23 protein-coding genes are annotated in these 18,968 nt (G+C 64.8%); 16 read left to right on the top strand and 7 right to left on the bottom strand.

The genetic code is table 11. From position 1 onward, the window contains the following. Positions 1 to 11: 11 nt before the first annotated feature. A complete protein-coding gene (locus tag MSIMFI_RS18640; protein WP_191498624.1) occupies positions 12 to 800 on the top strand; it encodes an IclR family transcriptional regulator in 789 nt (262 codons plus the stop codon). On the opposite strand, the gene MSIMFI_RS18635 is transcribed toward MSIMFI_RS18640, so the two are convergent. Genes MSIMFI_RS18635 through MSIMFI_RS18615 form a run of 5 tightly spaced genes read right to left on the bottom strand, consistent with a single transcriptional unit; the run spans position 788 to position 4,338 of the window. Further along, positions 788 to 1,519 carry a class II aldolase/adducin family protein gene (locus tag MSIMFI_RS18635; protein WP_191498623.1) on the bottom strand — a complete coding sequence of 244 codons (732 nt, stop codon included), beginning with the start codon at positions 1,517 to 1,519 and terminating at the stop codon, positions 788 to 790. The two genes, MSIMFI_RS18640 and MSIMFI_RS18635, sit on opposite strands and share 13 nt — an antisense overlap. After that, on the bottom strand, positions 1,516 to 2,310 hold the full coding sequence (hcaB, locus tag MSIMFI_RS18630) for a 3-(cis-5,6-dihydroxycyclohexa-1,3-dien-1-yl)propanoate dehydrogenase (protein WP_191498622.1): 795 nt from the start codon (positions 2,308 to 2,310) through the stop codon (positions 1,516 to 1,518). The genes MSIMFI_RS18635 and hcaB overlap by 4 nt, the downstream gene beginning before the upstream one ends. Then, positions 2,307 to 2,546 (bottom strand): dihydrodiol dehydrogenase, encoded by a 240-nt coding sequence (locus tag MSIMFI_RS18625; RefSeq protein WP_191498621.1) that lies wholly within the window; start codon positions 2,544 to 2,546, stop codon positions 2,307 to 2,309. The genes hcaB and MSIMFI_RS18625 overlap by 4 nt, the downstream gene beginning before the upstream one ends. Further along, positions 2,543 to 3,061, bottom strand: a complete 519-nt coding sequence (locus MSIMFI_RS18620; protein ID WP_191498620.1) for a 3-phenylpropionate/cinnamic acid dioxygenase subunit beta — start codon at positions 3,059 to 3,061, stop codon at positions 2,543 to 2,545. Before MSIMFI_RS18620 ends, MSIMFI_RS18625 begins: the two co-directional genes overlap by 4 nt. Next, a complete protein-coding gene (locus MSIMFI_RS18615; RefSeq protein ID WP_224770357.1) occupies positions 3,058 to 4,338 on the bottom strand; it encodes an aromatic ring-hydroxylating dioxygenase subunit alpha in 1,281 nt (426 codons plus the stop codon). The genes MSIMFI_RS18620 and MSIMFI_RS18615 overlap by 4 nt, the downstream gene beginning before the upstream one ends. Positions 4,339 to 4,569: 231 nt before the next feature. Here MSIMFI_RS18615 and MSIMFI_RS18610 point away from each other — a divergent pair, with 231 nt between their 5' ends. The 5 genes from MSIMFI_RS18610 (at position 4,570) to MSIMFI_RS18590 (ending at position 8,961) form a co-directional block, all read left to right on the top strand. Continuing rightward, positions 4,570 to 5,475 carry a Rieske 2Fe-2S domain-containing protein gene (locus MSIMFI_RS18610; protein ID WP_186242652.1) on the top strand — a complete coding sequence of 302 codons (906 nt, stop codon included), beginning with the start codon at positions 4,570 to 4,572 and terminating at the stop codon, positions 5,473 to 5,475. Next, positions 5,472 to 5,957 carry a hemerythrin domain-containing protein gene (locus MSIMFI_RS18605; RefSeq protein ID WP_191498618.1) on the top strand — a complete coding sequence of 162 codons (486 nt, stop codon included), beginning with the start codon at positions 5,472 to 5,474 and terminating at the stop codon, positions 5,955 to 5,957. Before MSIMFI_RS18610 ends, MSIMFI_RS18605 begins: the two co-directional genes overlap by 4 nt. A 334-nt stretch (positions 5,958 to 6,291) precedes the next feature. After that, complete coding sequence (gene pcaH / locus MSIMFI_RS18600) at positions 6,292 to 7,074, top strand: protocatechuate 3,4-dioxygenase subunit beta (RefSeq protein ID WP_191498617.1); 783 nt, start codon at positions 6,292 to 6,294, stop codon at positions 7,072 to 7,074. Beyond that, positions 7,067 to 7,720, top strand: a complete 654-nt coding sequence (locus MSIMFI_RS18595; RefSeq protein WP_191498616.1) for a dioxygenase family protein — start codon at positions 7,067 to 7,069, stop codon at positions 7,718 to 7,720. Before pcaH ends, MSIMFI_RS18595 begins: the two co-directional genes overlap by 8 nt. After that, on the top strand, positions 7,717 to 8,961 hold the full coding sequence (locus MSIMFI_RS18590; protein WP_191498615.1) for a lyase family protein: 1,245 nt from the start codon (positions 7,717 to 7,719) through the stop codon (positions 8,959 to 8,961). The genes MSIMFI_RS18595 and MSIMFI_RS18590 overlap by 4 nt, the downstream gene beginning before the upstream one ends. Here the strand turns inward: MSIMFI_RS18590 and MSIMFI_RS18585 are convergent. After that, a complete protein-coding gene (locus MSIMFI_RS18585) occupies positions 8,949 to 9,584 on the bottom strand; it encodes a TetR/AcrR family transcriptional regulator (RefSeq protein WP_186245697.1) in 636 nt (211 codons plus the stop codon). The genes MSIMFI_RS18590 and MSIMFI_RS18585 overlap by 13 nt on opposite strands. A gap of 158 nt (positions 9,585 to 9,742) precedes the next feature. On the opposite strand from MSIMFI_RS18585, the gene MSIMFI_RS18580 reads away from it, so the two are divergent. The 3 genes from MSIMFI_RS18580 to MSIMFI_RS18570 are packed head-to-tail and all read left to right on the top strand — an operon-like array spanning position 9,743 to position 11,411. Then, complete coding sequence (locus MSIMFI_RS18580; protein ID WP_186242656.1) at positions 9,743 to 9,868, top strand: PE domain-containing protein; 126 nt, start codon at positions 9,743 to 9,745, stop codon at positions 9,866 to 9,868. 28 nt (positions 9,869 to 9,896) lie between these two features. After that, entirely contained in the window at positions 9,897 to 11,069 is a 1,173-nt protein-coding gene (locus tag MSIMFI_RS18575; protein WP_186242657.1) for a PPE family protein, read from the top strand. Between the two features lie 60 nt (positions 11,070 to 11,129). After that, on the top strand, positions 11,130 to 11,411 hold the full coding sequence (locus MSIMFI_RS18570; RefSeq protein ID WP_224770329.1) for a WXG100 family type VII secretion target: 282 nt from the start codon (positions 11,130 to 11,132) through the stop codon (positions 11,409 to 11,411). 5 nt (positions 11,412 to 11,416) lie between these two features. On the opposite strand, the gene MSIMFI_RS18565 is transcribed toward MSIMFI_RS18570, so the two are convergent. Next, on the bottom strand, positions 11,417 to 12,241 hold the full coding sequence (locus tag MSIMFI_RS18565; protein ID WP_186242659.1) for a class I SAM-dependent methyltransferase: 825 nt from the start codon (positions 12,239 to 12,241) through the stop codon (positions 11,417 to 11,419). Between the two features lie 224 nt (positions 12,242 to 12,465). On the opposite strand from MSIMFI_RS18565, the gene MSIMFI_RS18560 reads away from it, so the two are divergent. The 7 genes from MSIMFI_RS18560 to MSIMFI_RS18530 form a co-directional block, all read left to right on the top strand. Next, positions 12,466 to 13,143 carry a helix-turn-helix transcriptional regulator gene (locus tag MSIMFI_RS18560; RefSeq protein ID WP_390633594.1) on the top strand — a complete coding sequence of 226 codons (678 nt, stop codon included), beginning with the start codon at positions 12,466 to 12,468 and terminating at the stop codon, positions 13,141 to 13,143. Next, on the top strand, positions 13,140 to 13,565 hold the full coding sequence (locus tag MSIMFI_RS18555) for a hypothetical protein (RefSeq protein ID WP_191498613.1): 426 nt from the start codon (positions 13,140 to 13,142) through the stop codon (positions 13,563 to 13,565). The genes MSIMFI_RS18560 and MSIMFI_RS18555 overlap by 4 nt, the downstream gene beginning before the upstream one ends. Before the next feature lie 99 nt (positions 13,566 to 13,664). Further along, positions 13,665 to 14,096 carry an NfeD family protein gene (locus tag MSIMFI_RS18550; RefSeq protein WP_191498612.1) on the top strand — a complete coding sequence of 144 codons (432 nt, stop codon included), beginning with the start codon at positions 13,665 to 13,667 and terminating at the stop codon, positions 14,094 to 14,096. Between the two features lie 3 nt (positions 14,097 to 14,099). Then, on the top strand, positions 14,100 to 15,128 hold the full coding sequence (locus MSIMFI_RS18545) for an SPFH domain-containing protein (protein WP_186242662.1): 1,029 nt from the start codon (positions 14,100 to 14,102) through the stop codon (positions 15,126 to 15,128). 17 nt (positions 15,129 to 15,145) lie between these two features. Continuing rightward, positions 15,146 to 18,058 (top strand): UPF0182 family protein, encoded by a 2,913-nt coding sequence (locus MSIMFI_RS18540; RefSeq protein ID WP_191498611.1) that lies wholly within the window; start codon positions 15,146 to 15,148, stop codon positions 18,056 to 18,058. A 114-nt stretch (positions 18,059 to 18,172) separates the two neighbouring features. Beyond that, a complete protein-coding gene (locus tag MSIMFI_RS18535; RefSeq protein WP_186242664.1) occupies positions 18,173 to 18,517 on the top strand; it encodes a cupin domain-containing protein in 345 nt (114 codons plus the stop codon). Between the two features lie 2 nt (positions 18,518 to 18,519). Then, positions 18,520 to 18,968: nitronate monooxygenase (locus MSIMFI_RS18530; RefSeq protein ID WP_191498610.1), on the top strand; the 449-nt coding region annotated here is incomplete at its 3' end.

Genomic DNA, 18,968 nt, shown 5'->3' with positions numbered 1-18,968 from the left:
CCGTCAGTGTCATGCAAGCCAAGCGTGAGCCGGCTGCCGATTCGCTTGCGCCGCAGTATCCGATCGAATCGGTCGACAATGCGCTCAAGCTGCTGTTGCTGTTGGGTGAGCAGCCGCAAATCCGGCTGAGCGAGGCAACCCGCTATCTGGGTGTGGCGTCGTCCACCGCGCACCGGCTGCTCGCGATGCTGACCTACCGAGGGTTCGTCCGGCAGGACCCGGTGTCCAGGGCCTACCTGCCCGGGCCGGCGTTAACCGGTGTGGCGTTTGCGATATTCGGCCGCATCGACATCCAAGGCACCGCACTGCCGGTCATGCGCCGGCTCAGCGAAACCTTGCGAGAGACCATTCACCTCGGTGTACTCGATGGCGCCGGTGTCGGGTTTATCGCCGCGGTTGAGGGCCCGGCCGCCGTGCGGGTGGCCTCCCGGTTGGGGCGCACGATGCCGGCGCACTGCACGTCGACGGGCAAGGTCTTGCTGTCCCAACTACCCGAACCGGAACTGCGCCAACTACTTCCGCACGAGGTGTTAGAGGGCATCACCGCACGTTCGATCGTCAGCCGCACCGAGCTGGAGGTCGAGCTCACGCGCATCCGCGAGCGTGGCTACGCCGTCAACCGCGAGGAGAGCGAGGAAGGCGTCGCCTCGGTTGCGGTGCCGATACCGACCCGGGCCCCGGGGCTGCGGCTGGCGCTCAATGCCGCGGCACCGCAAAACCGGCTGCCTGCGTCGAAGTATTCTTCGGTGGCCGCCGCACTTACCAAGGCGGCCAAGGAGATTGGCGATCAGTTGGGGTGATCATCGCCCAGCCGGGCGACTTCGTGCCGCCAGGCCGCGTCGGTGTTGAACGCAGGCCCCAAGTCCGGCAGGTCGTCCCAGTCGTGGTCGTCGATGTCGTGCGGGGTGCCGCCAGCCGAGCGCACCCGCAACGACATTCGGGCCAACTGGTCGAGGCTGATCGCCTGTAGCACCGCCTGCTGAATTGTGTCTGCGGAGCTGGTGATGCCGTGGCCGCGGCAAATTACGATCGGCGCGTCGCCCATCGCCGCCACCATCTCCTTGCCCAGTCGCGAGTTTCGGATCAGCACAGCGCGTTCGTAGACGGGCACGCCGCGGCGTGCAAGCCAGGCGCCGGGAATGTCGTAGGCGCCGTATATCGGCCGGATCGTGATACCGGCCAGATCGGCGGCGACGACGGCGGGCGGGTGCAGGTGCGCGACGGCCCGATACGCCGGGTTGGACAACAGGGTTTCGACGTGGATGGGCAGTTCGTTGGGGACGCGGTAGCCGTCGAGTTCGCCTGCGGCGCCTGCGGTTCCGTCGAACCTGATCAGCCGGATGTCGCTGGGCCTGGTGAATGCCACCCCCGTGTCGGTGTCGCTGCGGCACCGGATCAGCAGATGCTCGTCGTCGACCCGCAGGCTCAGATGGCCGAGGATGCCGTCGACCAGACCCCGGGCCGCGGCGACCCGGCAGGCTTGGGCCACCAGTGCGCGCTGCTGATCCACGTCGCTCATGACCGCGCTCCGATACCGAAACCACCGTCGGAGTGGATGGTTTCGCCGGTGATCCCGCGGGACCGGTCGGAGGCCAAGTACACGTAGCTCCACGCGTGGTCTGCCCCGGAGAGTGCGACGTTCAGCGGCGTGCGTGCGGCCAGATCCTGTGCCCGGTTGGGAGTTTTGTCGAGGCGTTCGGTGTCTAACCCCAGGCTGGCAAGACCGCGCAGATCGGTGTTGAGCGTTCCACCCGGCGCCACCCCGTTGACCCGGACCTGTGGCGCCAGCTCGTGCGCCAAGGCCGCCACCAGCCCGCGCACCGCGAACTTCGACGACACGTACAGCACGCCGCCGCGCCCGGGGTAGTACGACGATGTGGATTCGGTGAGCACGATCGAGGATCCGGGCTGGGTCCGCAACTCCGCGACGGCGGCTTTCACCGACTGCAGATGGCTGAACACATTGGTCCGGAACATCTCGTCGAACGCGACCTTGAGGGCATCGGCGTCGATATCGGTAATGCCCTTGTAGAAATCGAAGATTCCCACACAGTTGACCAGGGTGTCGAGCCCGCCGAACGCGGCTACGGCGGCGGCGACGGCGGTTTCGTTGGCATCTCGGGTCACGGCGTCACCTTCGACCACGGGAACGGCGGGTAACTCTCGTCGCAATAGCTCGCACTTGCCGTGATCACGTTCCAGCACAGCAACTTTCGCGCCTTCCGCGTGAAACGCGTCTACAACGGCGCGGCCGATCCCCGAACCGGCGCCCACGACCATTGCGCGCTTGCCGTCCAGCCACCCGTTCATGGCTGCGGATCGGATTCGTCGGGCAGCAGTGGGGCATTGGATTTGCCGACCATGGCCGCTAGCGTACGGGCGTTCTGCCAAGTCAGCGCCTCGACCTCGAGTGGGTCCAGGCTGATCCACTGCCCGGTCTTGGGGGCGGTGATCAGCAGCCGCGATCCGTTGCGGGTGTCGACCCGCTGGACTATTACTTCGGTGAATTCGTTTGCGACAGTGATGGGCTCGCCGACAGGGTTCACAGGAACACCGCCAGGTTTTGCATCCGTATCACCGACTCGTCCACAAAGATTTTGCGGCGGGCCAACTTCCATCGATCGTCGCACCAGCGTAGTAGGTCTTCGCGACCGCACGAAACCAACGCGCTCTCGTTGACGTCGCCGCGGCTGCGGAACAGCAGTTCGGCCGATTCCACGACCAGGTGCCGGTCATCGTCGCCCTCGAAGGTGCGCACGTTGGTGATGAAGTGGCGCAATCGCGATGGCGGGTCTTCGGTCCAGGCGTGTTCGGTGGCGAAACGCGCGACCCGATGGGTTAGCGAGTACTTGTCCTCGTCGAAGTGGGCCATCCCCGGTGACGTGTCGAACCCGGCGCCGCGGGCCGTCGTGACGCGGACCGGCATGACGTAGCGGATGTCGTCGGTCAGGGTGTCCAGCCATGTCTCGTAGTCCTGGGCGTCCAGCAGGTAGGCCTCGTCCACCAGGAACCGGTTCGCCTGAAGGTGCCGAATATCGTTGTATTCCAGGGATTTTCTCATGTGCTTATCGCCTCGGCCCACAGGTTGAGCAGCTGGCGCTGGTTGTATTCGTTGTAGCCCACCTGCGCGCGTCCGGGTCCATGGAACGACTCGGCGGTCAGTGCCTCGATGACCGGGCGGTCGTCGGACAGCAGGCCCATGCGGCTGTTCAGCAGCAGCCGGCGCGCCATCGAGCCGCCCGCGGTGGTGGTCAGCGACACCCAGTTCTCCACGTCGTCCTGCTCGAACATGCCGGTCGACCCGAAGCACATCAAATAGGCCTGGTACGAATCCTTTTTGAAGTCCGCGGGCGCGGCGGAGTCGACCGCGAACCACGAACACACCTCGGTTTCGTTCTCGCTGATTGGCTGCCACTGCCGGATCGAGATGAACGGCAGTACCTGATCGCTTCCGGGCAGTTTGGGCCAGTTGTGCACGAAACTCAGGTTCGGGAAACAGGTGGCGGCCGAGATCATAAAGCCGTCCTCGCCGACCACACGCTGCTGCCGTGGCGTCCAGACCTCTTTGATCCGGCCGATCATCTCGTCGGGGTAGCCGACGTAACGCATGCGCTCGTTGAAGCTGCCCGGCGGCAGCTTGTATGTGGTGCCGCCCCCGCGACCCGCCCAATAGGTGGCGCCGTCCTTGCGCTTTTGCGCCTTGGGCTCGCGGAACAGACCGATATCGACGATGGAAGCGTGCGTGTGCGGCGTGTGATACATGTCGCCGGCGAAGTTCTCCGCGCCGATCTTCCAGTTGGCCTTGATCCGCCAGCGTTGCGGTCCGCGCAGCTGCAGGCCGTGGGCGCTCTGTTTGGTGTAGTAGTCCAGATAGAACTTGAAGTCGCCCAGGAAATCCTCCAGTGGCTCCGCGGCGGCGTCCAGGTTGATGAAGATCAGGCCGTTGTAGCTCGCCAAATTCGGTGCGGGCAACAGGGTTTGATTCTTCTCGAACCCCTCGTCGCCGCCGTAGGCTTCCCGATGGAACGGCAGGCCGGTGAGTCGGCCGTCATTGCGGTAAGTCCAGCCGTGGTATGGGCAGCGAAAGTTGGAGGCATTGCCCATCTCGGCGCGGCACAGCTGCATGCCGCGGTGTAGGCACATATTGAATAAAGCGCGTACCTGTCCGCTCGAATCGCGGGCGATGATGAACGAATCGTCGAGCACCCGGCGCACCACGTAGTCGCCGTCCTGCGGGATCTCCGACTCGTGGGCCACGAACATCCACGCACGGCTGAACAGTCGTTCCTTCTCCAGTGCGAACAGCTCTTTGTCGTTGTAGATGTGTGCCGGGATCATGCCCCGGCGGACGGTACCGAATACCTCGCGGTGATCTATCACTGTCTGCACACTATATCTGCTATACAGAAATGGCCTCTGTTCAATAGAACCACAGCGCATCGGCCCGCACAGTATTCTCCGGTCAGATTCACAGGTCTTTCCCACCGGATGTTCACCGTGTGAAGGCGGTGCAGGTGATTACCGTTGGCGGTAATCGGGTCTAAGCAGGGTCTAAGCAGGGGGAGACCGATGCCATTCGGATCGCGAGTGCTGACAGTCATCGGGCGTCAACGATGGCTGGATCGACCCAGTTATCGCCTCGAGCACGTGCTCAGCTTCGGCTTCAACGCGCTAGGCGGCGCGCGGGATCGGGTCGCCAACGCGCTGAACGGAGTTTGGCTTGGCCATCCGGTGCATCCGCCGCTCGCCTCTTTTGCCAGTGGAGCCCTCGGTACGACGGTGGCCCTGGATGTCATGAGCATGCTGCCGGGCACGAGCTCCGGCGAGGTCGGTGAAACTTCGCGGATCGCATCGCGCGCCCTCGGAGTGGGGATCCTGGCCAGCATCGGCGCGGCGATCACCGGCGCCACCGATTGGCAGCACACTCACCAGGAAGACCGCCGCGTTGGGCTGGTACACGGTGTGGTGAACTCGGCCGCGACCGTGCTGTACGCGCTGTCGTGGTGGGACCGGCGCCGTGGCCGCCGCCTTCGCGGGCCTGCGCTCAGTGCGCTCGGTTACGGCATTACCGTCGGCGGCAGCTACCTGGGTGGGGCGCTGGTGTTCGAGTCCGGCATCGGGATTGACCAGTCGGGCGAGCGGCTGCGCACTCAAGAGTGGACGCCGGTGCTGCCAGCGACCTCGTTGCAGGACGGAAGGCCGCAACGTGTCGAGGTCGACGGGGTAGGGCTGGTGGTGTGCCAGACCAATCCGGGTGAGGTGGCGGCGTTCGGCGAGTTCTGTCCGCATCTGGCCGCGCCGATGGCCGACGGCTGGGTCGACCGCGGCCGCGTCGTATGCCCCTGGCACGGATCGCGGTTTGCGCTGGATTCCGGAGAGGTATTGCGCGGCCCGTCGGCAACCCCACTGCCGTGCTACCAGGCCCGGTTGGTCGACGGAATGATCGAAGTTGCGGGGAACGGAGTAACCAAGTGAATGCCTATGACGTGCTTAAAGAACACCACGTCGTGATCAAGGGATTGGGCCGCAAGGTCAGCGAGGCTCCGGTGAACAGCGAAGAGCGCCATGCCCTTTTCGACGAGATGCTGATTGAGCTCGACATCCACTTCCGCATCGAGGATGACCTGTACTACCCGGCGCTGGCTGCGGCTAGCGATTTGATCGCGGTCGCTCATGCCGAGCATCGACAGGTGGTGGACCAGCTGTCGGTGCTGCTGCGTACCCCGCAGAGCGCGCCGGGCTACGAGGAAGAGTGGAACTCGTTCAAGACCGTCCTGGAGGCCCATGCCGACGAGGAGGAGCGCGACATGATTCCCGCTCCGCCGCCGGTGCGGATCAGCGACGCCGAGCTCGAGGCGTTGGGTAACAAGATGGCCGCGCGTATCGATCAGTTGCGCGGGTCGACCCTGTACAAGCTCCGCACCAAGGGGAAGTCGGCGCTGCTGCGTGGGATATAGCCCTTAGCGGCGACTTCCAGGCAGGGCCAGTCCCTCTCTATGCCGAGCTCGTCGAGCATTGCCTTAGTTCCCGGGTCCCAGAGATCTTTCTCAACGGCGCAGTCGCCTAACGCTTCTGGTAACCCGTTCGCGCGGGCAGCCTTTCACGTCGGCGTCAGCGATCGTGGAGCGTGAGTCGGCCGTCGAGCGCACTTCCACCATTCGCTCGTGCGACGGGTGAGCACCACGTCCCCCTACTCGGCACCGAGACGGTGTCCTTCCCGACAGGGATGTCCAGGCTTTGTCCCCTCCAACGGAGCCAAAAGGAGATCCAGCGCGGGTAGCCTGACGCTGTGTGGAGGCCGCACCCCAGCGAGTCGCGTCGCAAGGTGACATCACCGCGGAGATCGCCGCCTTAGCTGTCGAAGCAGCCGAATACCAGCGCCTGGGTAGGCAAGAATTCCAGCCGCAGCTCGACTACCCGCCGTATCGCAGCAGCGTCCTGCGCCATCCCGAATTTCCGCCATTGACCGTCGACCCCGACGAGATCGAACGCTGGGCACCGTGCTTCGGCCATCAGGACGTCGCCCCTGGCGACGCCGACCTGACTGCCGGGCATCCGGGGGAGCCGATCGGGGAGCGCATCATCGTGACCGGCCGGGTGCTCGACGAATTCGGCAGGCCGGTGACAGGTCAGCTGGTCGAGATCTGGCAAGCCAACGCCAGCGGTCGTTACCACCACCAGCTCGACCAGCATCCGGCCCCGCTCGACCCGAACTTCATCGGCGCCGGGCGTTGCCTGACCGGGCCCGACGGGTCCTACCGCTTTCTGACCATCAAGCCCGGCCCCTATCCGTGGCGCAACCATTTCAATGCCTGGCGGCCGGCCCACATCCACTTCTCGCTCTTTGGAACCGCTTTCACGCAGCGGCTGGTCACCCAGATGTACTTTCCCGGCGATCCGTTGTTCGGGTTGGATCCCATCGCCTCATCGATCGTCGATCCCGTTGCGCGCCAACGGTTGGTCGCCGAATACGATCACGACCTGACCCAGCCTGAATACGCGACCGGCTACCGTTGGAACATCGTGTTGTCCGGCGGCCGGCGGACCTGGACCGAGGGTGCAGATGATGGGTGAATTAGCTTGTACCCCAGGGCAAACCGTGGGCCCGTTCTTCGGCCTCGGGCTGCCGTATCCGCGCGACAGCGAATTGGTATGCGACGCGTTTCCCGGTGCCATCCGGTTGCACGGCACGGTTTACGACGGCGCCGGCGTCGGGGTCCCGGATGCCCTGATCGAACTCTGGCAGTCAGACAATGCCGGTCGGATCCCGCGTGCGACCGGCTCGGTGCGCCGTGACGGATGGACGTTTACCGGATGGGGCCGAGCGGCAACCGACGCGGACGGTCACTACGGCTTCACCACGGTGGTACCGGGAGTGGCGAGCAGACGCAGAATCGCACTGCGGGAGCCTCCCGCATGCGATTCTGCGTCTGCTCGCCGGGAAGCGGGAGCGGCCGACGTCGGGCGGGCACCATTTTTCGCGATCACCATTTTTGCGCGGGGACTGTTGCACCGACTGTTCACGCGCGCCTACCTGCCGGACGGCGACTTGGCCGCCGATCCGCTGTTGTCCAGCGTCGACGCCCAGCGGCGGCATACCTTGGTGTGCGGCGCCGAGAGCCATTCGGGGCGTGTGGGATACCGCTTCGATATCCACTTACAGGGCCCGAACGAGACCGTATTCCTTGCCTATCGAACTTACCGAGACGATGCGCGATGACCAATCTGTTGTGGCCCGGGGACGAGCGCGCCGGCGAGCACATGACCGATCAGACGCTGCTGCGGTCGATGGTTGCAGTGGAATCCGCGTGGTTGGGTGCGCTGGCCGCGTCCGGCCTGGCACCCGTCGACTGTGCCGGCGCCGACCTGTGGCACCTCATCGGTCAGCATGACTGCGAGTTGCTCGCTGTCACCGCCGAGGACGGCGGCAACCCGGTCATCGGCCTGGTTGGCCTGCTGCGCCGACGGGCCGTGCCGGCGGTCGCCCCGTGGATCCACCGGGGACTCACCAGCCAGGATGTCCTCGACACCAGCCTGATGCTGGCGTTGCGCGCCGCCGTCGACCACCTCTTATCCCAAGTCGTCGAACAGATTTTGACGCTATCGGCACTCGCGACGGCGCATCGGGCCACGCCGATGGTGGCCCGTACTCTGACCCAGCACGCGGCGCCAACGACCTTCGGCGCCAAGGCCGCTGGTTGGCTCAACGGTGTCGTGGATGCCCATCAGCGACTGGACGCGCTCGTCACCCCGGCACAGTTCGGCGGTGCCGTCGGAAACTGGTCGGCTACAACGGAATTGGCGACCCTGCTCGGCGATGCCGCGGACTCTTCTCAGGTTGCGGGACGCGTAGTGCGAAGCGCCGCAAGCGCTTTGGATTTGGAATTCCGGCTACCGTGGCACACCACTCGGTCACCGATCACCGCGGCCGCCGACGCCTTGGTCGGATGCACGGACTGCTGGGGCCGCATTGCCTCCGATGTCGTCACCCTGGTTCGCCCGGAGATCGCCGAACTCGGCGAGCCCGTCAGTGACCAGCGTGGCGCGTCGTCCTCGATGCCCCACAAGCGCACCCCAGTGCTGTCCCTCTTGATCCGTCGGGCCGCGATTGCGGCACCGCAATTGGCGGCGACGCTGCATACCGCCGCCGCGCTGGCCAATGATGAACGGCCCGACGGTTCCTGGCACGCCGAATGGGACACTCTGCGCACCCTGGCCCGGCGGACCGTGGTCGCGGGTTCCCAATGCGGCGAACTGCTGGCCGGCCTACAGGTGCATCCCGACCAGATGACCAGAAACCTCAACGCATTCCTAGAGAGCGGGAACGTCGTCGGCGAGCAACGCGCGATCGCCGAACTGACCGCGACGCAGCCGTCGGCAACGTACTTCGGCGCGGCCGACCGGCTGATCGATGAGAGCTTAGAGCGGGCAAAGGCGGCGCTGGCTGGTCAGCTGTTGTAGATGCTGGCCTCCCAGATGTGCACCAGCGTGTCGATCGCTTTGTCTTCGGGGATCGCGCCCTCTTCGTGGGTGAATGTTGATTCCATGACGCGCTCGTTCAATAAGGTCAGCGCGGTGGCCAGATGGTGGGGCGAGACATTGTCCGGTGCGACGCCTCGGTCGCGCTCTGCCTGAATCGCCGCTGCGGTATAGGAAACCCACTGATGCATGAGAGTCGCCCACAGTTGCCGGACCTCGGAGTTGCCGGTTTTGGCCGCGGCACCGGCAACTGCAATCCCGATGTTGGCCTTGGCGATCTCGAAGAACGTTTCGATGCGCGGCCGCCAGTGCGTCGTGGGGTCGCCGGAGAGTTTGTCGCCGAGCGCCTTGAGGGCCTCGCGCGCCCGGATGCTCACTTGATCCATCAGCGATAGCAGCACCGCGTTTTTCGACGGGAAATAGAAGTAAAAGGTGGGCCGGGAAATGCCGGCACCCTTTGCGAGCTCGTCTACGGAGAAGTCGCCGAGGGGACGTTCCTGCAGAAGGCGTTCGGCGGTGGCCAGGATCGCCTGTTCGCGGTCGTCGCCCGACAGATGCGACGTGCGACGGCTTCGGGAGGCGTGCACGTAGTCAGTTTGCGTCACGCTACCCACCCTACGGCTGTGTCGATGATTGTCAACATGGCGTCGAGTAGTACCAACGCTTTGTTGATTAAGTTCGACATTAGTGTTGACTCACTCGACACCATGTTGATACATTCTCGTGACAATCACGTTCTCCCAGGTCGCTGAAGGGAAATCCGATGTCTTTCTTGACTGCGTATCCAGAGATGCTGTCCGCGGCAGCGGTCAACCTCGAGTCGATCGGCGCCGCCATGAGCGCTGGCAACGCGGCCGCCGAGGCCGCAAACCCGGCGGCGGCGATCTGAGCGGCCCCCGGGACAAGGGGTAGCAACGATGGACTACGGACTCCTGCCGCCAGAGATCAACTCCGGGCGGATGTATGCCGGCCCGGGGGCGGGTTCGTTCTTGGAGGCCGCGGAGGCCTGGGGTGGGCTGGCCGCGGACTTGCGCTCGACCGCGGTGTCTTACCACTCGGTCATTTCCACACTGACCAGTGGTCCGTGGCTGGGCCCCACGTCGGTGGCCCTGGTGGCGGCCGTCACGCCATATGTGGCGTGGCTGCAAAGCAGTGCCGCGAACGCCGAGCTGGCGGCCAGCCAGGCCGCCGCGGCCGCGGCCGCGCACGCGACAGCGTTTGCCATGACGGTGCCCCCGCCGCTGATCGCGGCCAACCGGACACGGTTGACGGCCTTGGTGGCTACGAACTTTTTGGGACAAAACGCGTCGGCGATCGCGGCGACTGAGGCGCTCTACTCCGAGATGTGGGCGCAAGATGCGACCGCGATGTATGGCTACGCGGTTGCCTCGGCCGCGGCGGCCGAGTTGACCGATTTCGAGGAGCCGGCGCACATGGCCGACCTGGCCGGGTTGGCGAGACAGGCCGCCGCGCTGGGCATCACCGCCGCACGATCCGCCGATACCGGTGTGCGCGACGCGCTGTCGAATCTGACCACCGCGGTGCCTGGCGCCTTGCAGAAGCTCGCCGCACCCGTCGCGAACTCAATGCTCGACGACCTTGTTCAGCTCTACACGAAGTACATCGCACCTTTTATGCCGACGGTGACGTCACTCGCGAACAGCACGAGTGCGGTTACCGCCGTCACGTCGTTCATGAAAGGTCTCGCTCCAGTGGCCCAGGCGGTGCAGGGCGAGGTTGCGGCGCTGGCCAGCGGGGTGGGGTCGGCACTGACCGGTGGGTTGGGTGCAGCCGGCTTAGGCGCCGGCGGGGCCGGCTCCGCGGCGTCAAGCGTGTCCGCGAGCCTCGGGCGCTCCCTACCGCTGGGGGCGTTGTCGGTGCCGGGAAGCTGGACTGCGGCGACTCCACTGACCAGCCCGGTCGCGGCGGCCATGGGCACCAGCGCCATCGCCGCGGCGCCGGCCGAACCAGTCTTGAATGGGTTGCCCATGGCCCCGTTGGGCGGCATGGTCGGACAGTTTGGCGGGCGCAGTGTTCCGCAATACGGATTCCGCCCGTCGGTGATGTCCCGGCCTCCGGCGGCGGGCTGAAAACCGCTCACTCGAACCGGCCTATACGCCCGCGGAGACCCGCGGAGAAAGGAGATGCAATTGATCAACTACCAGTTCGCTGACATCGAGGCCCACGGCGGCACCATCCGTGCCCAGACCGCGTCGCTGGAGGCCAAGCACCAAGCCATTGTGCGCGATGCGGTTGCCGCGGCGGACTTTTGGGGCGGTGCCGGTTCGGCGGGGTACACGGCGTTCGTCACCGACCTAGGTCGCAACTTTCAGCTGATCTATGAGCAGGCCTTCGCTCATGGTCAGAAGGTCCAGGCCGCCGGCAGCAACATGGCTGGAACCGACAGCGCCGTCGGCTCCAGCTGGGCCTGACGCCGTCAAGCTGGTTTGTAAGCGATGATGGCAACCGCGGTTAGCCGCTCACGGTTCCGGCGAAATGTACGGCGCATCAACAGAATTCGCTTGCGGGCGTCAGGATTGGTGAGCACGTTCTTGGCGAATCGCAGTGCACCGACGAGGCCTTCGTCGGCAATGACTCGCCGTGGCTGCAGCAGTGCCATCGGCGCGGTCGCAACGTGCTCGACGACCAATCCATGGCCGGTCAAGAGTTGCGACCACTCGGCGATGGTCAGCGGACGGGCGTTGACCTTAATCGCACGGGCAAGTGACTGCCGGACATCAGCGCTGATGTCCGCTGCGACATCGTCGGGCGTTAAGGCGAGTTCGTGAATCGCGTAGCGACCACGTGGCCTCAACACCCGGGCGGCCTCGGCGACAATGGCGTGCTTGGCGGTATCGCTCTGCATGCTCAGCATCGCCTCGCCGATGACGACATCGGAGCTGGCGTCGGGCAATCCGGTATCGGCCGCATCGGTGACGCGGACTTCGATGTGGCCGTCACGGTCGCCGCCGAGAACGCCGCGGACCACCTTGGCCGCGTCGGGATCGCTTTCCGCGCCGACGTAGGACCGTGGGTGCCGGGCGACGATCTCGGCGGCGGTCCGGCCCAGGCCGGGGGCCAGTTCGAGCACGTCCGCGCCGCTCACGTCGGCGCGGGCCAGCAAGGTGCGGGTGAGTTCGACACCACCGGGGCGAAGTACGCGTTTGCCCAGGCGCGCCAACAGCCAGTGCCCCTGGACGTTGTCGTCGGTTCGATTCGACAGGGGGAGGGGCCGTTCGGAATCGGGTCGCTGGCCGGACATCAGACGTCGTGCCGTCGGAGGTCAAGTTCGTTGTCGGCCATGGGCTTTGCCCTTCCGCACTTTCCAAGCCCTCGCAAGCCCGTTTAAGCCTTTTCAAGCCCGTTCAAGCGCCTACCCAATTTTTACAAAAGCTCTTGTATAAACTCTAGCGCGTGACGTACCTCGCCGAAGCCGGGTGCCGACGCGCTGGACCGACCCGCCGAAAGCGGGCGAATTTCCAGGAGGTGAGTGTCACGGTGAGCAATACGGCCAGGTCGCATAAAGAATCCCGGGGTCGACGTCGTGCGGTGCTGCGCGTGCTGCGGGGCTCGCGCGCGCCGATGAGCATCGTCGCGATCGCCAACCAGCTGGGCGTGCATCCCAATACTGTCCGTTTTCACCTCGAGCACCTGGTCGCCGACGGGTACATAGAGCGGGTTGAGCCCGGGCATCGGGGGCCGGGGCGTCCAGCGCTGATGTTCCGGGCGGTTCGGCGGATGGACGACGGCGGGCCGCGACATTACCGGATGCTCGCCGAGATCCTTACGATCGACCTTGCCGCTCAACATGATCCAAGCGCCAAGGCCTTGGCCGCAGGCCGGACGTGGGGTCAAACGCTGGAACCTCCGGCAGGTGCCGGCGGTGCTGAGGAGTCGATCGAGCACTTGGTCGAGGTGCTCGACGAGCTGGGGTTCGCCCCGGAGCGGCGAACGTCCGGCGGCAAGAATACGGTGGGTCTGAGACACTGCCCTTTCCTCGAACTCGCCGAAGCCCGAGCCAACGTCGTATGCCCGATCCACCTCGGACTCATGAAAGGTGCCCTGGAAACCTGGGCGGCGCCGGTGGCGGTCGAGCGGCTTGAGGCGTTCGTCGAGCCGGACCTTTGTCTGGCGCATCTGCGGCCCGGGGGGGCCGCCACATGAGCACCGGACAGGCGATCGAGGTCGCCGTCACCTTCGTCTGGCTGGGCATGGTGCTGGCCATCTCGTTCCTGGAGGCCCCCCTGAAGTTCCGGGCGCCCAACGTGACCCTGCAGATCGGACTCGGCATCGGCCGCTTGGTCTTCCGCGCGCTCAACACCATTGAGGTCTGCTTCGCGCTTGTCATCCTGGCGATCGCGGCGGCCGGACCAACACCGGTACGGATCGTCGTCGCGTTTGCCGTTGCGTTGGCCGCGCTGGCCGTCCAGCTGATCGTGGTGCGGCCCAGCTTGACCCGTCGTTCCGACCAGGTGCTCGCCGGGCTGGATGCGCCCCGTTCCCGGGGCCACTACGCCTACGTCGGCCTCGAGTCGGTCAAGGTAATCGCGTTGGTCGTGGCGGGGGTATTTTTGCTAACCGCGTGATGCCCGGGGCCTTGTTGCAAGAGGCTGGTTTTCCGCACACGATGGAGTAAGCAGACGGGTTTTGTCGCGCATCCGTCGACCGGTCTGGGGGGGCACCGCATGGATGCATGGTTGATCTGGTTGATCATCGCCGTGGGGTTGCTGGTGGTCGAGATGTTCACCCTCACTGCCGCGGTCGGAATACTCGGGGTCGCCGCACTGATCACCGCGGGCTTCGCCGCACTCGGATTGAACGGTCCTGTCCAACTCCTGGCGTTCACGGTTACCGCCGCCCTCGGGATAGTGCTGATCCGTCCCGTCGTCCGTCGGCACATGTTCCGGGCCCAGGGCCAGCGTTTTGGCATTGACGCATTGATCGGAAGACACGCCTATGTCCTCTCCGAGGTGTCAGGGCTGAGCGGCAGGGTGCGTATCAACGGTGAGGAATGGACGGCGCGCTCGTACGACGAAAACCTCGTCATACCCGCCGGAGCAACCGTGGACGTGCTGGAGATCAGCGGCACTACCGCACTCGTCTATCCCCGGGAGTAACCCATGGCAACGTCAGTATCTGTAATCGCCGGACTGGTCGTCGCACTGTTCGCCGCGTTCACCGTCTTGCGGACTGTGCGTATCGTGCCCCAGGCCCGCGCCCGCAACGTCGAACGGCTCGGTCGCTACCACCGCACCTTGAAGCCGGGCCTCAACTTCGTCATTCCGTATATCGACCGCGTCTATCCGAAGATTGACCTACGGGAACAAGTGGTCTCGTTTCGGCCACAACCGGTGATCACCGAGGACAATCTGGTCGTCGAGATCGATACCGTGATCTATTTCCAAGTCACCGACGCGCGAGCAGCCGCTTACGAGATTGCCAACTACTTGCAGGCCGTCGAACAGCTCACGGTCACCACATTGCGCAATGTCGTCGGATCGATGGACCTGGAGCGCACGCTCACCTCCCGCGACACCATCAACAGCCAACTCAGGGGTGTGCTCGATGAGGCAACCGGCAAGTGGGGACTACGGGTAAACCGCGTCGAGATCAAGGCCATTGACCCGCCGCAGACCATCAAGGATGCGATGGAGAAACAGATGCGGGCCGAGCGCGACAAGCGCGCCGTAATCCTGGGCGCCGAAGGGCAACGCCAGTCTCAGATCCTCACCGCCGAAGGCGACAAGCAGGCCGCCGTTTTGCGCGCCGAGGGTAACCGGACCGCGCAGATCGTCCGGGCCGAGGGTCAGGCCCGCGCCATCGACGAGGTGTTTCAGTCCGTGCACCGCAACGATCCAGACCCGAAACTCCTTGCCTACCAATATCTCCAAATGCTGCCGCAACTGGCTCAGGGGGCCGGAAGCACATTCTGGGTGATCCCGAGCGAGGTCACATCGGCGCTGCATGAGGTGTCTCGCGCATTCACGCAGGCGTTGCCCAAGTCATCGGCTACCCGCGAAGACACCTCCGAAGACTTGGCAGCGCGCGCCGCCGCCGACACGGCTCAGGCGGCACAGGCCGCCACCGAAGCACGCGAAGACGCCGCCGATGCCCACCGTTACCGGACAGCGTCACCGTCGCGTCCGTAAAGGGCAGGCTGAGAAAGATGGGCAAACCTTCACCCGGGCGACCCGCGACGATACCGAGACGTGCCCGTGTCCTGCTGATCGCCGGAGCCGCACTCGCCGTGGTGGTGCTCATCGGGCCGAGGCTGCTGGACGCATACATCAACTGGTTGTGGTTCGGCGAGGTCGGGTTCCGCAGAGTCTGGGTGACTGTGCTGTCCACCCGAGTGGCGATCTTCGTTGCGGTGGCGCTCATCGTGGGCGGTCCTCTTTTTGTGGCCATGCTGCTTGCCTATCGCTCCCGGCCGGTTTTCCTGCCCGCAGACCAGCAGAAAGACCCGATGGTGCCGTTTCGGAACGAGGTGATGCGCCGGCCGCGGCTGTTCGGGTTTGGCATTGCCCTCGCTGTCGGCGCGCCGTGCGGTCTTATTGCTCAGTTGGACTGGGCAAAGGTTCTGCTGTTCCTTCACGGCGGGCGCTTCGGCATCGAAGATCCCGAATTCGGCCATGACATTGCGTTCTTCGTCTTTGATGTGCCCTTCTACCGGAGCATTCTGAATTGGCTCTTTGTGGCCGTGGGTCTGGCCCTTGTGGCGAACTTGGTCACGCATTACGTGTTCGGCGGTGTACGCCTGAGGACCGGCAAGGGCATGCTGACATGGCCCGCACGTGTTCAGCTTTCGGTGCTGGCCGGCAGCTTCATCCTGCTCAAGGCGATTGCATACTGGTTCGACCGCTATCAGTTGCTGTCGGGTAACCGTAAGGAACCCACGTTCCGCGGCGCCGGCTATACCGACATTCACGCCGAGCTGCCGGCCAAGCTCGTCCTGCTAGCGATCGCGGTGCTGTGTGCGGTGTCCTTTTTCGCGGTGATCTTCTTGCGAGACTTGCGTGTCCCCGCGATTGCCGCCGCACTGCTGCTGCTGTCCTCAATATTCGTCGGCGGCGTATGGCCACTGCTGATGGAGCAGTTCTCGGTGCGGCCGAATGCCGCCGATGTCGAGCGCCCGTATATCCAACGCAACATCGATGCGACCCGTCAGGCGTTCCGGATCGGCGGCGACTGGGTCGAATATCGGGACTATCCGGGCATCGGCACGAAAGCTCCTCCCGACGTTCCGGTGGACCGCACAACCATCGCCAATGTGCGGCTGCTGGATCCGACTGTCCTCTCGCGAACCTTCACCCAACAGCAGCAGCTCAAGAACTTCTACAGCTTCCCTGCGCAACTCGACCTCGATCGGTATCGCATCGACGGCGAGCTGCAGGACTACATAGTCGGCGTTCGGGAGCTGTCCCCGGACAGCCTCACCGGGAATCAACGGGACTGGATCAACCGGCACACCGTTTACACCCATGGCAACGGTTTCGTTGCCGCTCCGGCCAACCGGGTGAATGCCGCGGTGCGCGAGGCCGCCCAAGCCTCCGAAAGCAACAGTGGTTACCCCCTTTACACAGTCAGCGATATCGCGTCGCGGAGCTCGGGTAGACAAATCATCCCGGTCGATCAGCCGCGCATCTATTTCGGCGAAGTGATCGCACAATCCGATCCCGACTACGCCATCGTCGGCGGTGCACCCGGGTTCGAGCCCCGCGAGTACGACACCGACACCTCGAAGTACAGCTACACCGGCGCCGGTGGGGTACCGATCGGAAACTGGTTCAACCGCATGGTCTTTGCTACCAAGTTCACCGAGCGCAACATTCTCTTCTCGCGCGCGATCGGCTCGCAGTCGAAGGTGATCATCTACCGCGACCCCAAGCAACGCGTGCAGCAGGTGGCCCCGTGGCTCACCACCGACACCAACGCCTATCCGGCCGTGGTCAACGGACGCATCCTCTGGATCGTCGACGCCTACACGACACTAGACACCTATCCGTATGCGCAGCGCGCCTCACTTGAGGGCCCGGTAACCACCGCCGCCGGCGCGCTCACGCCTGGCAAGCAGGTGTCGTACGCGCGCAACTCCGTCAAGGCCACCGTCGATGCCTACGACGGCACCGTGACGCTGTACGAGTTCGATCGAGACGACCCCGTCCTGCAGGCATGGATACGTGCCTTTCCGGGCAGCGTGAAACCGGAACAAGCGATACCTGCTGAACTGCGTGTCCATTTCCGGTATCCCGAGAATCTGTTCCGCGTTCAGCGCGAGCTGCTCGCCAAGTATCACGTCAACGAGCCGCGAGAGTTCTTCACTACCAATGCATTCTGGTCGGTGCCGAGCGACCCGACCAGTGACACCAACCCCAACCAGCCTCCGTTCTACGTCCTCGTCGGCGACCAGCAGACGACAAAGCCGTCGTTCCGGCTAGCCACTGCAATGGTGGGCTATAACCGAGAATTCCTGTCCGCCTACATCTCGGCGCATTCGGATCCAGAAAGCTACGGCAAACTCACTGTGCTGCAACTGCCCACAGACACGTTGACCCAGGGCCCGCAACAAATACAGAACTCGATGATCTCCGACACGAGGGTGGCGTCCGAACGGACGCTGCTGGAGCGGTCCAACCGGATCCATTACGGCAACCTGCTGACGCTGCCAATCGCCGACGGGGGCGTGCTCTATGTGGAACCGCTGTACACAGAACGGATTTCGACGAACCCGAACAGCGCCACGTTCCCGCAACTTTCGCGGGTACTGGTAGGTGTGCGCGAACCTCGCGCCGAGGGCGGGCTCCGGATCGGCTACGCCCCGACCCTGGCCGAAGCGCTCGACCAGGTTTTCGGCCCCGGCACGGGCCGGGTCGCCACCGCGCCCGGCGGCGACGCGGCCAGGGAACCACCTCCCCAAGCCGCACCACCCGCTCCGACGCCGGCGCCCCCGGCCGCTCCACTACCGGCGCCCGGCCATGCAACAACGGCCGACGAATTGAGGCAAGCCATAGAGGATGTGCGCGCGGCGCTCGACCGCTTGCAGCGCGCGCTGGACGCAAATCAAACTGGTGGCCGCTAGACCGCAGCACCTTTGGCGTCGACATGATCGGGCGTTACGTCGGAAGATAAGCATGACGGTTGCTGCTACTCAATGGCCAAAGCTTGATACCGAACGGCTGATAAGGACCCACCAATGGAATCCATCTCGCTGACCAGCCTCGCCTCTGAAAAGTTGGCCGAGGCGAAACAGTCGCATAGCGGTCGAGCCGCCCACACCATCCACGGTGGCCACACCCACGAGCTCCGGCAGACGGTGCTGGCTCTACTTGGCGGACACGACCTGTCCGAACACGACAGCCCGGGTGAGGCGACGCTGCAGGTGATGCAAGGCCACGTGCGGCTCACAGCTGGCGATGACACCTGGGACGGCAAGACCGGCGACTACGTCGCGATTCCGCCGCAACGGCACTCCTTGCTGGCGGTCGAGGATTCGGTGATCATGCTGACCGTGCTGAAATCCCTGCCGGACGCTCACTAGGGGTGCTATCCACGGAGTGGTCGCGGGCCTTCGGCCTGCGGGTACCCATCGTCAACGCACCGATGGGTGGGGTCGCCGGCGGGCGGTTGGCCGCTGCGGTTACCGCCGCCGGCGGTCTGGGGATGGTCGGCATGGGCAGCACCGCCACCAGGGCGTCGCTCGCGGAGCAGTTGCAGCATGTCAGCGGCAAGTTCGGAATCGGCTTGGTGGACTGGGTCATGCGCAAGGAGCCAGGGCTGTTCGAGGACGCGGTGGAGGCGCGGCCCGCGCTGCTTTCGGTTAGTTTCGGTACCGACTGGGAATGGGTCGCCAAGGCGCACGAGTCCGGAATCGCCACCGTCACACAGGTTTACGACAGCCTGGTAGCCCGTCAGGCAGCCGATGCAGGTGTTGACATTCTGGTTGCGCGCGGGGCCGAAGGTGGCGGTCATGGGGCAGTGGGGCTGGGGAC

This window comes from Mycobacterium simulans (assembly GCF_900232995.1).
GTDB classification, from domain to species: domain Bacteria; phylum Actinomycetota; class Actinomycetes; order Mycobacteriales; family Mycobacteriaceae; genus Mycobacterium; species Mycobacterium simulans.
This window is presented reverse-complemented; position numbering and strand designations above follow the sequence as displayed.

Bases quoted from the DNA above. Each gene is read 5' to 3' on its own strand.
- MSIMFI_RS18545 (WP_186242662.1), top strand. From the start codon at position 14,100: ATGGCAACGTCAGTATCTGTAATCGCCGGACTGGTCGTCGCACTGTTC.
- MSIMFI_RS18580 (WP_186242656.1), top strand. From the start codon at position 9,743: ATGTCTTTCTTGACTGCGTATCCAGAGATGCTGTCCGCGGCAGCGGTC.
- MSIMFI_RS18635 (WP_191498623.1), bottom strand. From the start codon at position 1,519: ATGAGCGACGTGGATCAGCAGCGCGCACTGGTGGCCCAAGCCTGCCGG.
- MSIMFI_RS18575 (WP_186242657.1), top strand. From the start codon at position 9,897: ATGGACTACGGACTCCTGCCGCCAGAGATCAACTCCGGGCGGATGTAT.
- hcaB (WP_191498622.1), bottom strand. From the start codon at position 2,310: ATGAACGGGTGGCTGGACGGCAAGCGCGCAATGGTCGTGGGCGCCGGT.
- MSIMFI_RS18615 (WP_224770357.1), bottom strand. From the start codon at position 4,338: ATGATCCCGGCACACATCTACAACGACAAAGAGCTGTTCGCACTGGAG.
- MSIMFI_RS18550 (WP_191498612.1), top strand. From the start codon at position 13,665: ATGGATGCATGGTTGATCTGGTTGATCATCGCCGTGGGGTTGCTGGTG.
- MSIMFI_RS18610 (WP_186242652.1), top strand. From the start codon at position 4,570: ATGCCATTCGGATCGCGAGTGCTGACAGTCATCGGGCGTCAACGATGG.
- MSIMFI_RS18595 (WP_191498616.1), top strand. From the start codon at position 7,067: ATGGGTGAATTAGCTTGTACCCCAGGGCAAACCGTGGGCCCGTTCTTC.
- MSIMFI_RS18565 (WP_186242659.1), bottom strand. From the start codon at position 12,241: ATGTCCGGCCAGCGACCCGATTCCGAACGGCCCCTCCCCCTGTCGAAT.
- MSIMFI_RS18555 (WP_191498613.1), top strand. From the start codon at position 13,140: ATGAGCACCGGACAGGCGATCGAGGTCGCCGTCACCTTCGTCTGGCTG.
- MSIMFI_RS18640 (WP_191498624.1), top strand. From the start codon at position 12: ATGCAAGCCAAGCGTGAGCCGGCTGCCGATTCGCTTGCGCCGCAGTAT.
- MSIMFI_RS18535 (WP_186242664.1), top strand. From the start codon at position 18,173: ATGGAATCCATCTCGCTGACCAGCCTCGCCTCTGAAAAGTTGGCCGAG.
- MSIMFI_RS18590 (WP_191498615.1), top strand. From the start codon at position 7,717: ATGACCAATCTGTTGTGGCCCGGGGACGAGCGCGCCGGCGAGCACATG.
- MSIMFI_RS18620 (WP_191498620.1), bottom strand. From the start codon at position 3,061: ATGAGAAAATCCCTGGAATACAACGATATTCGGCACCTTCAGGCGAAC.
- MSIMFI_RS18540 (WP_191498611.1), top strand. From the start codon at position 15,146: ATGGGCAAACCTTCACCCGGGCGACCCGCGACGATACCGAGACGTGCC.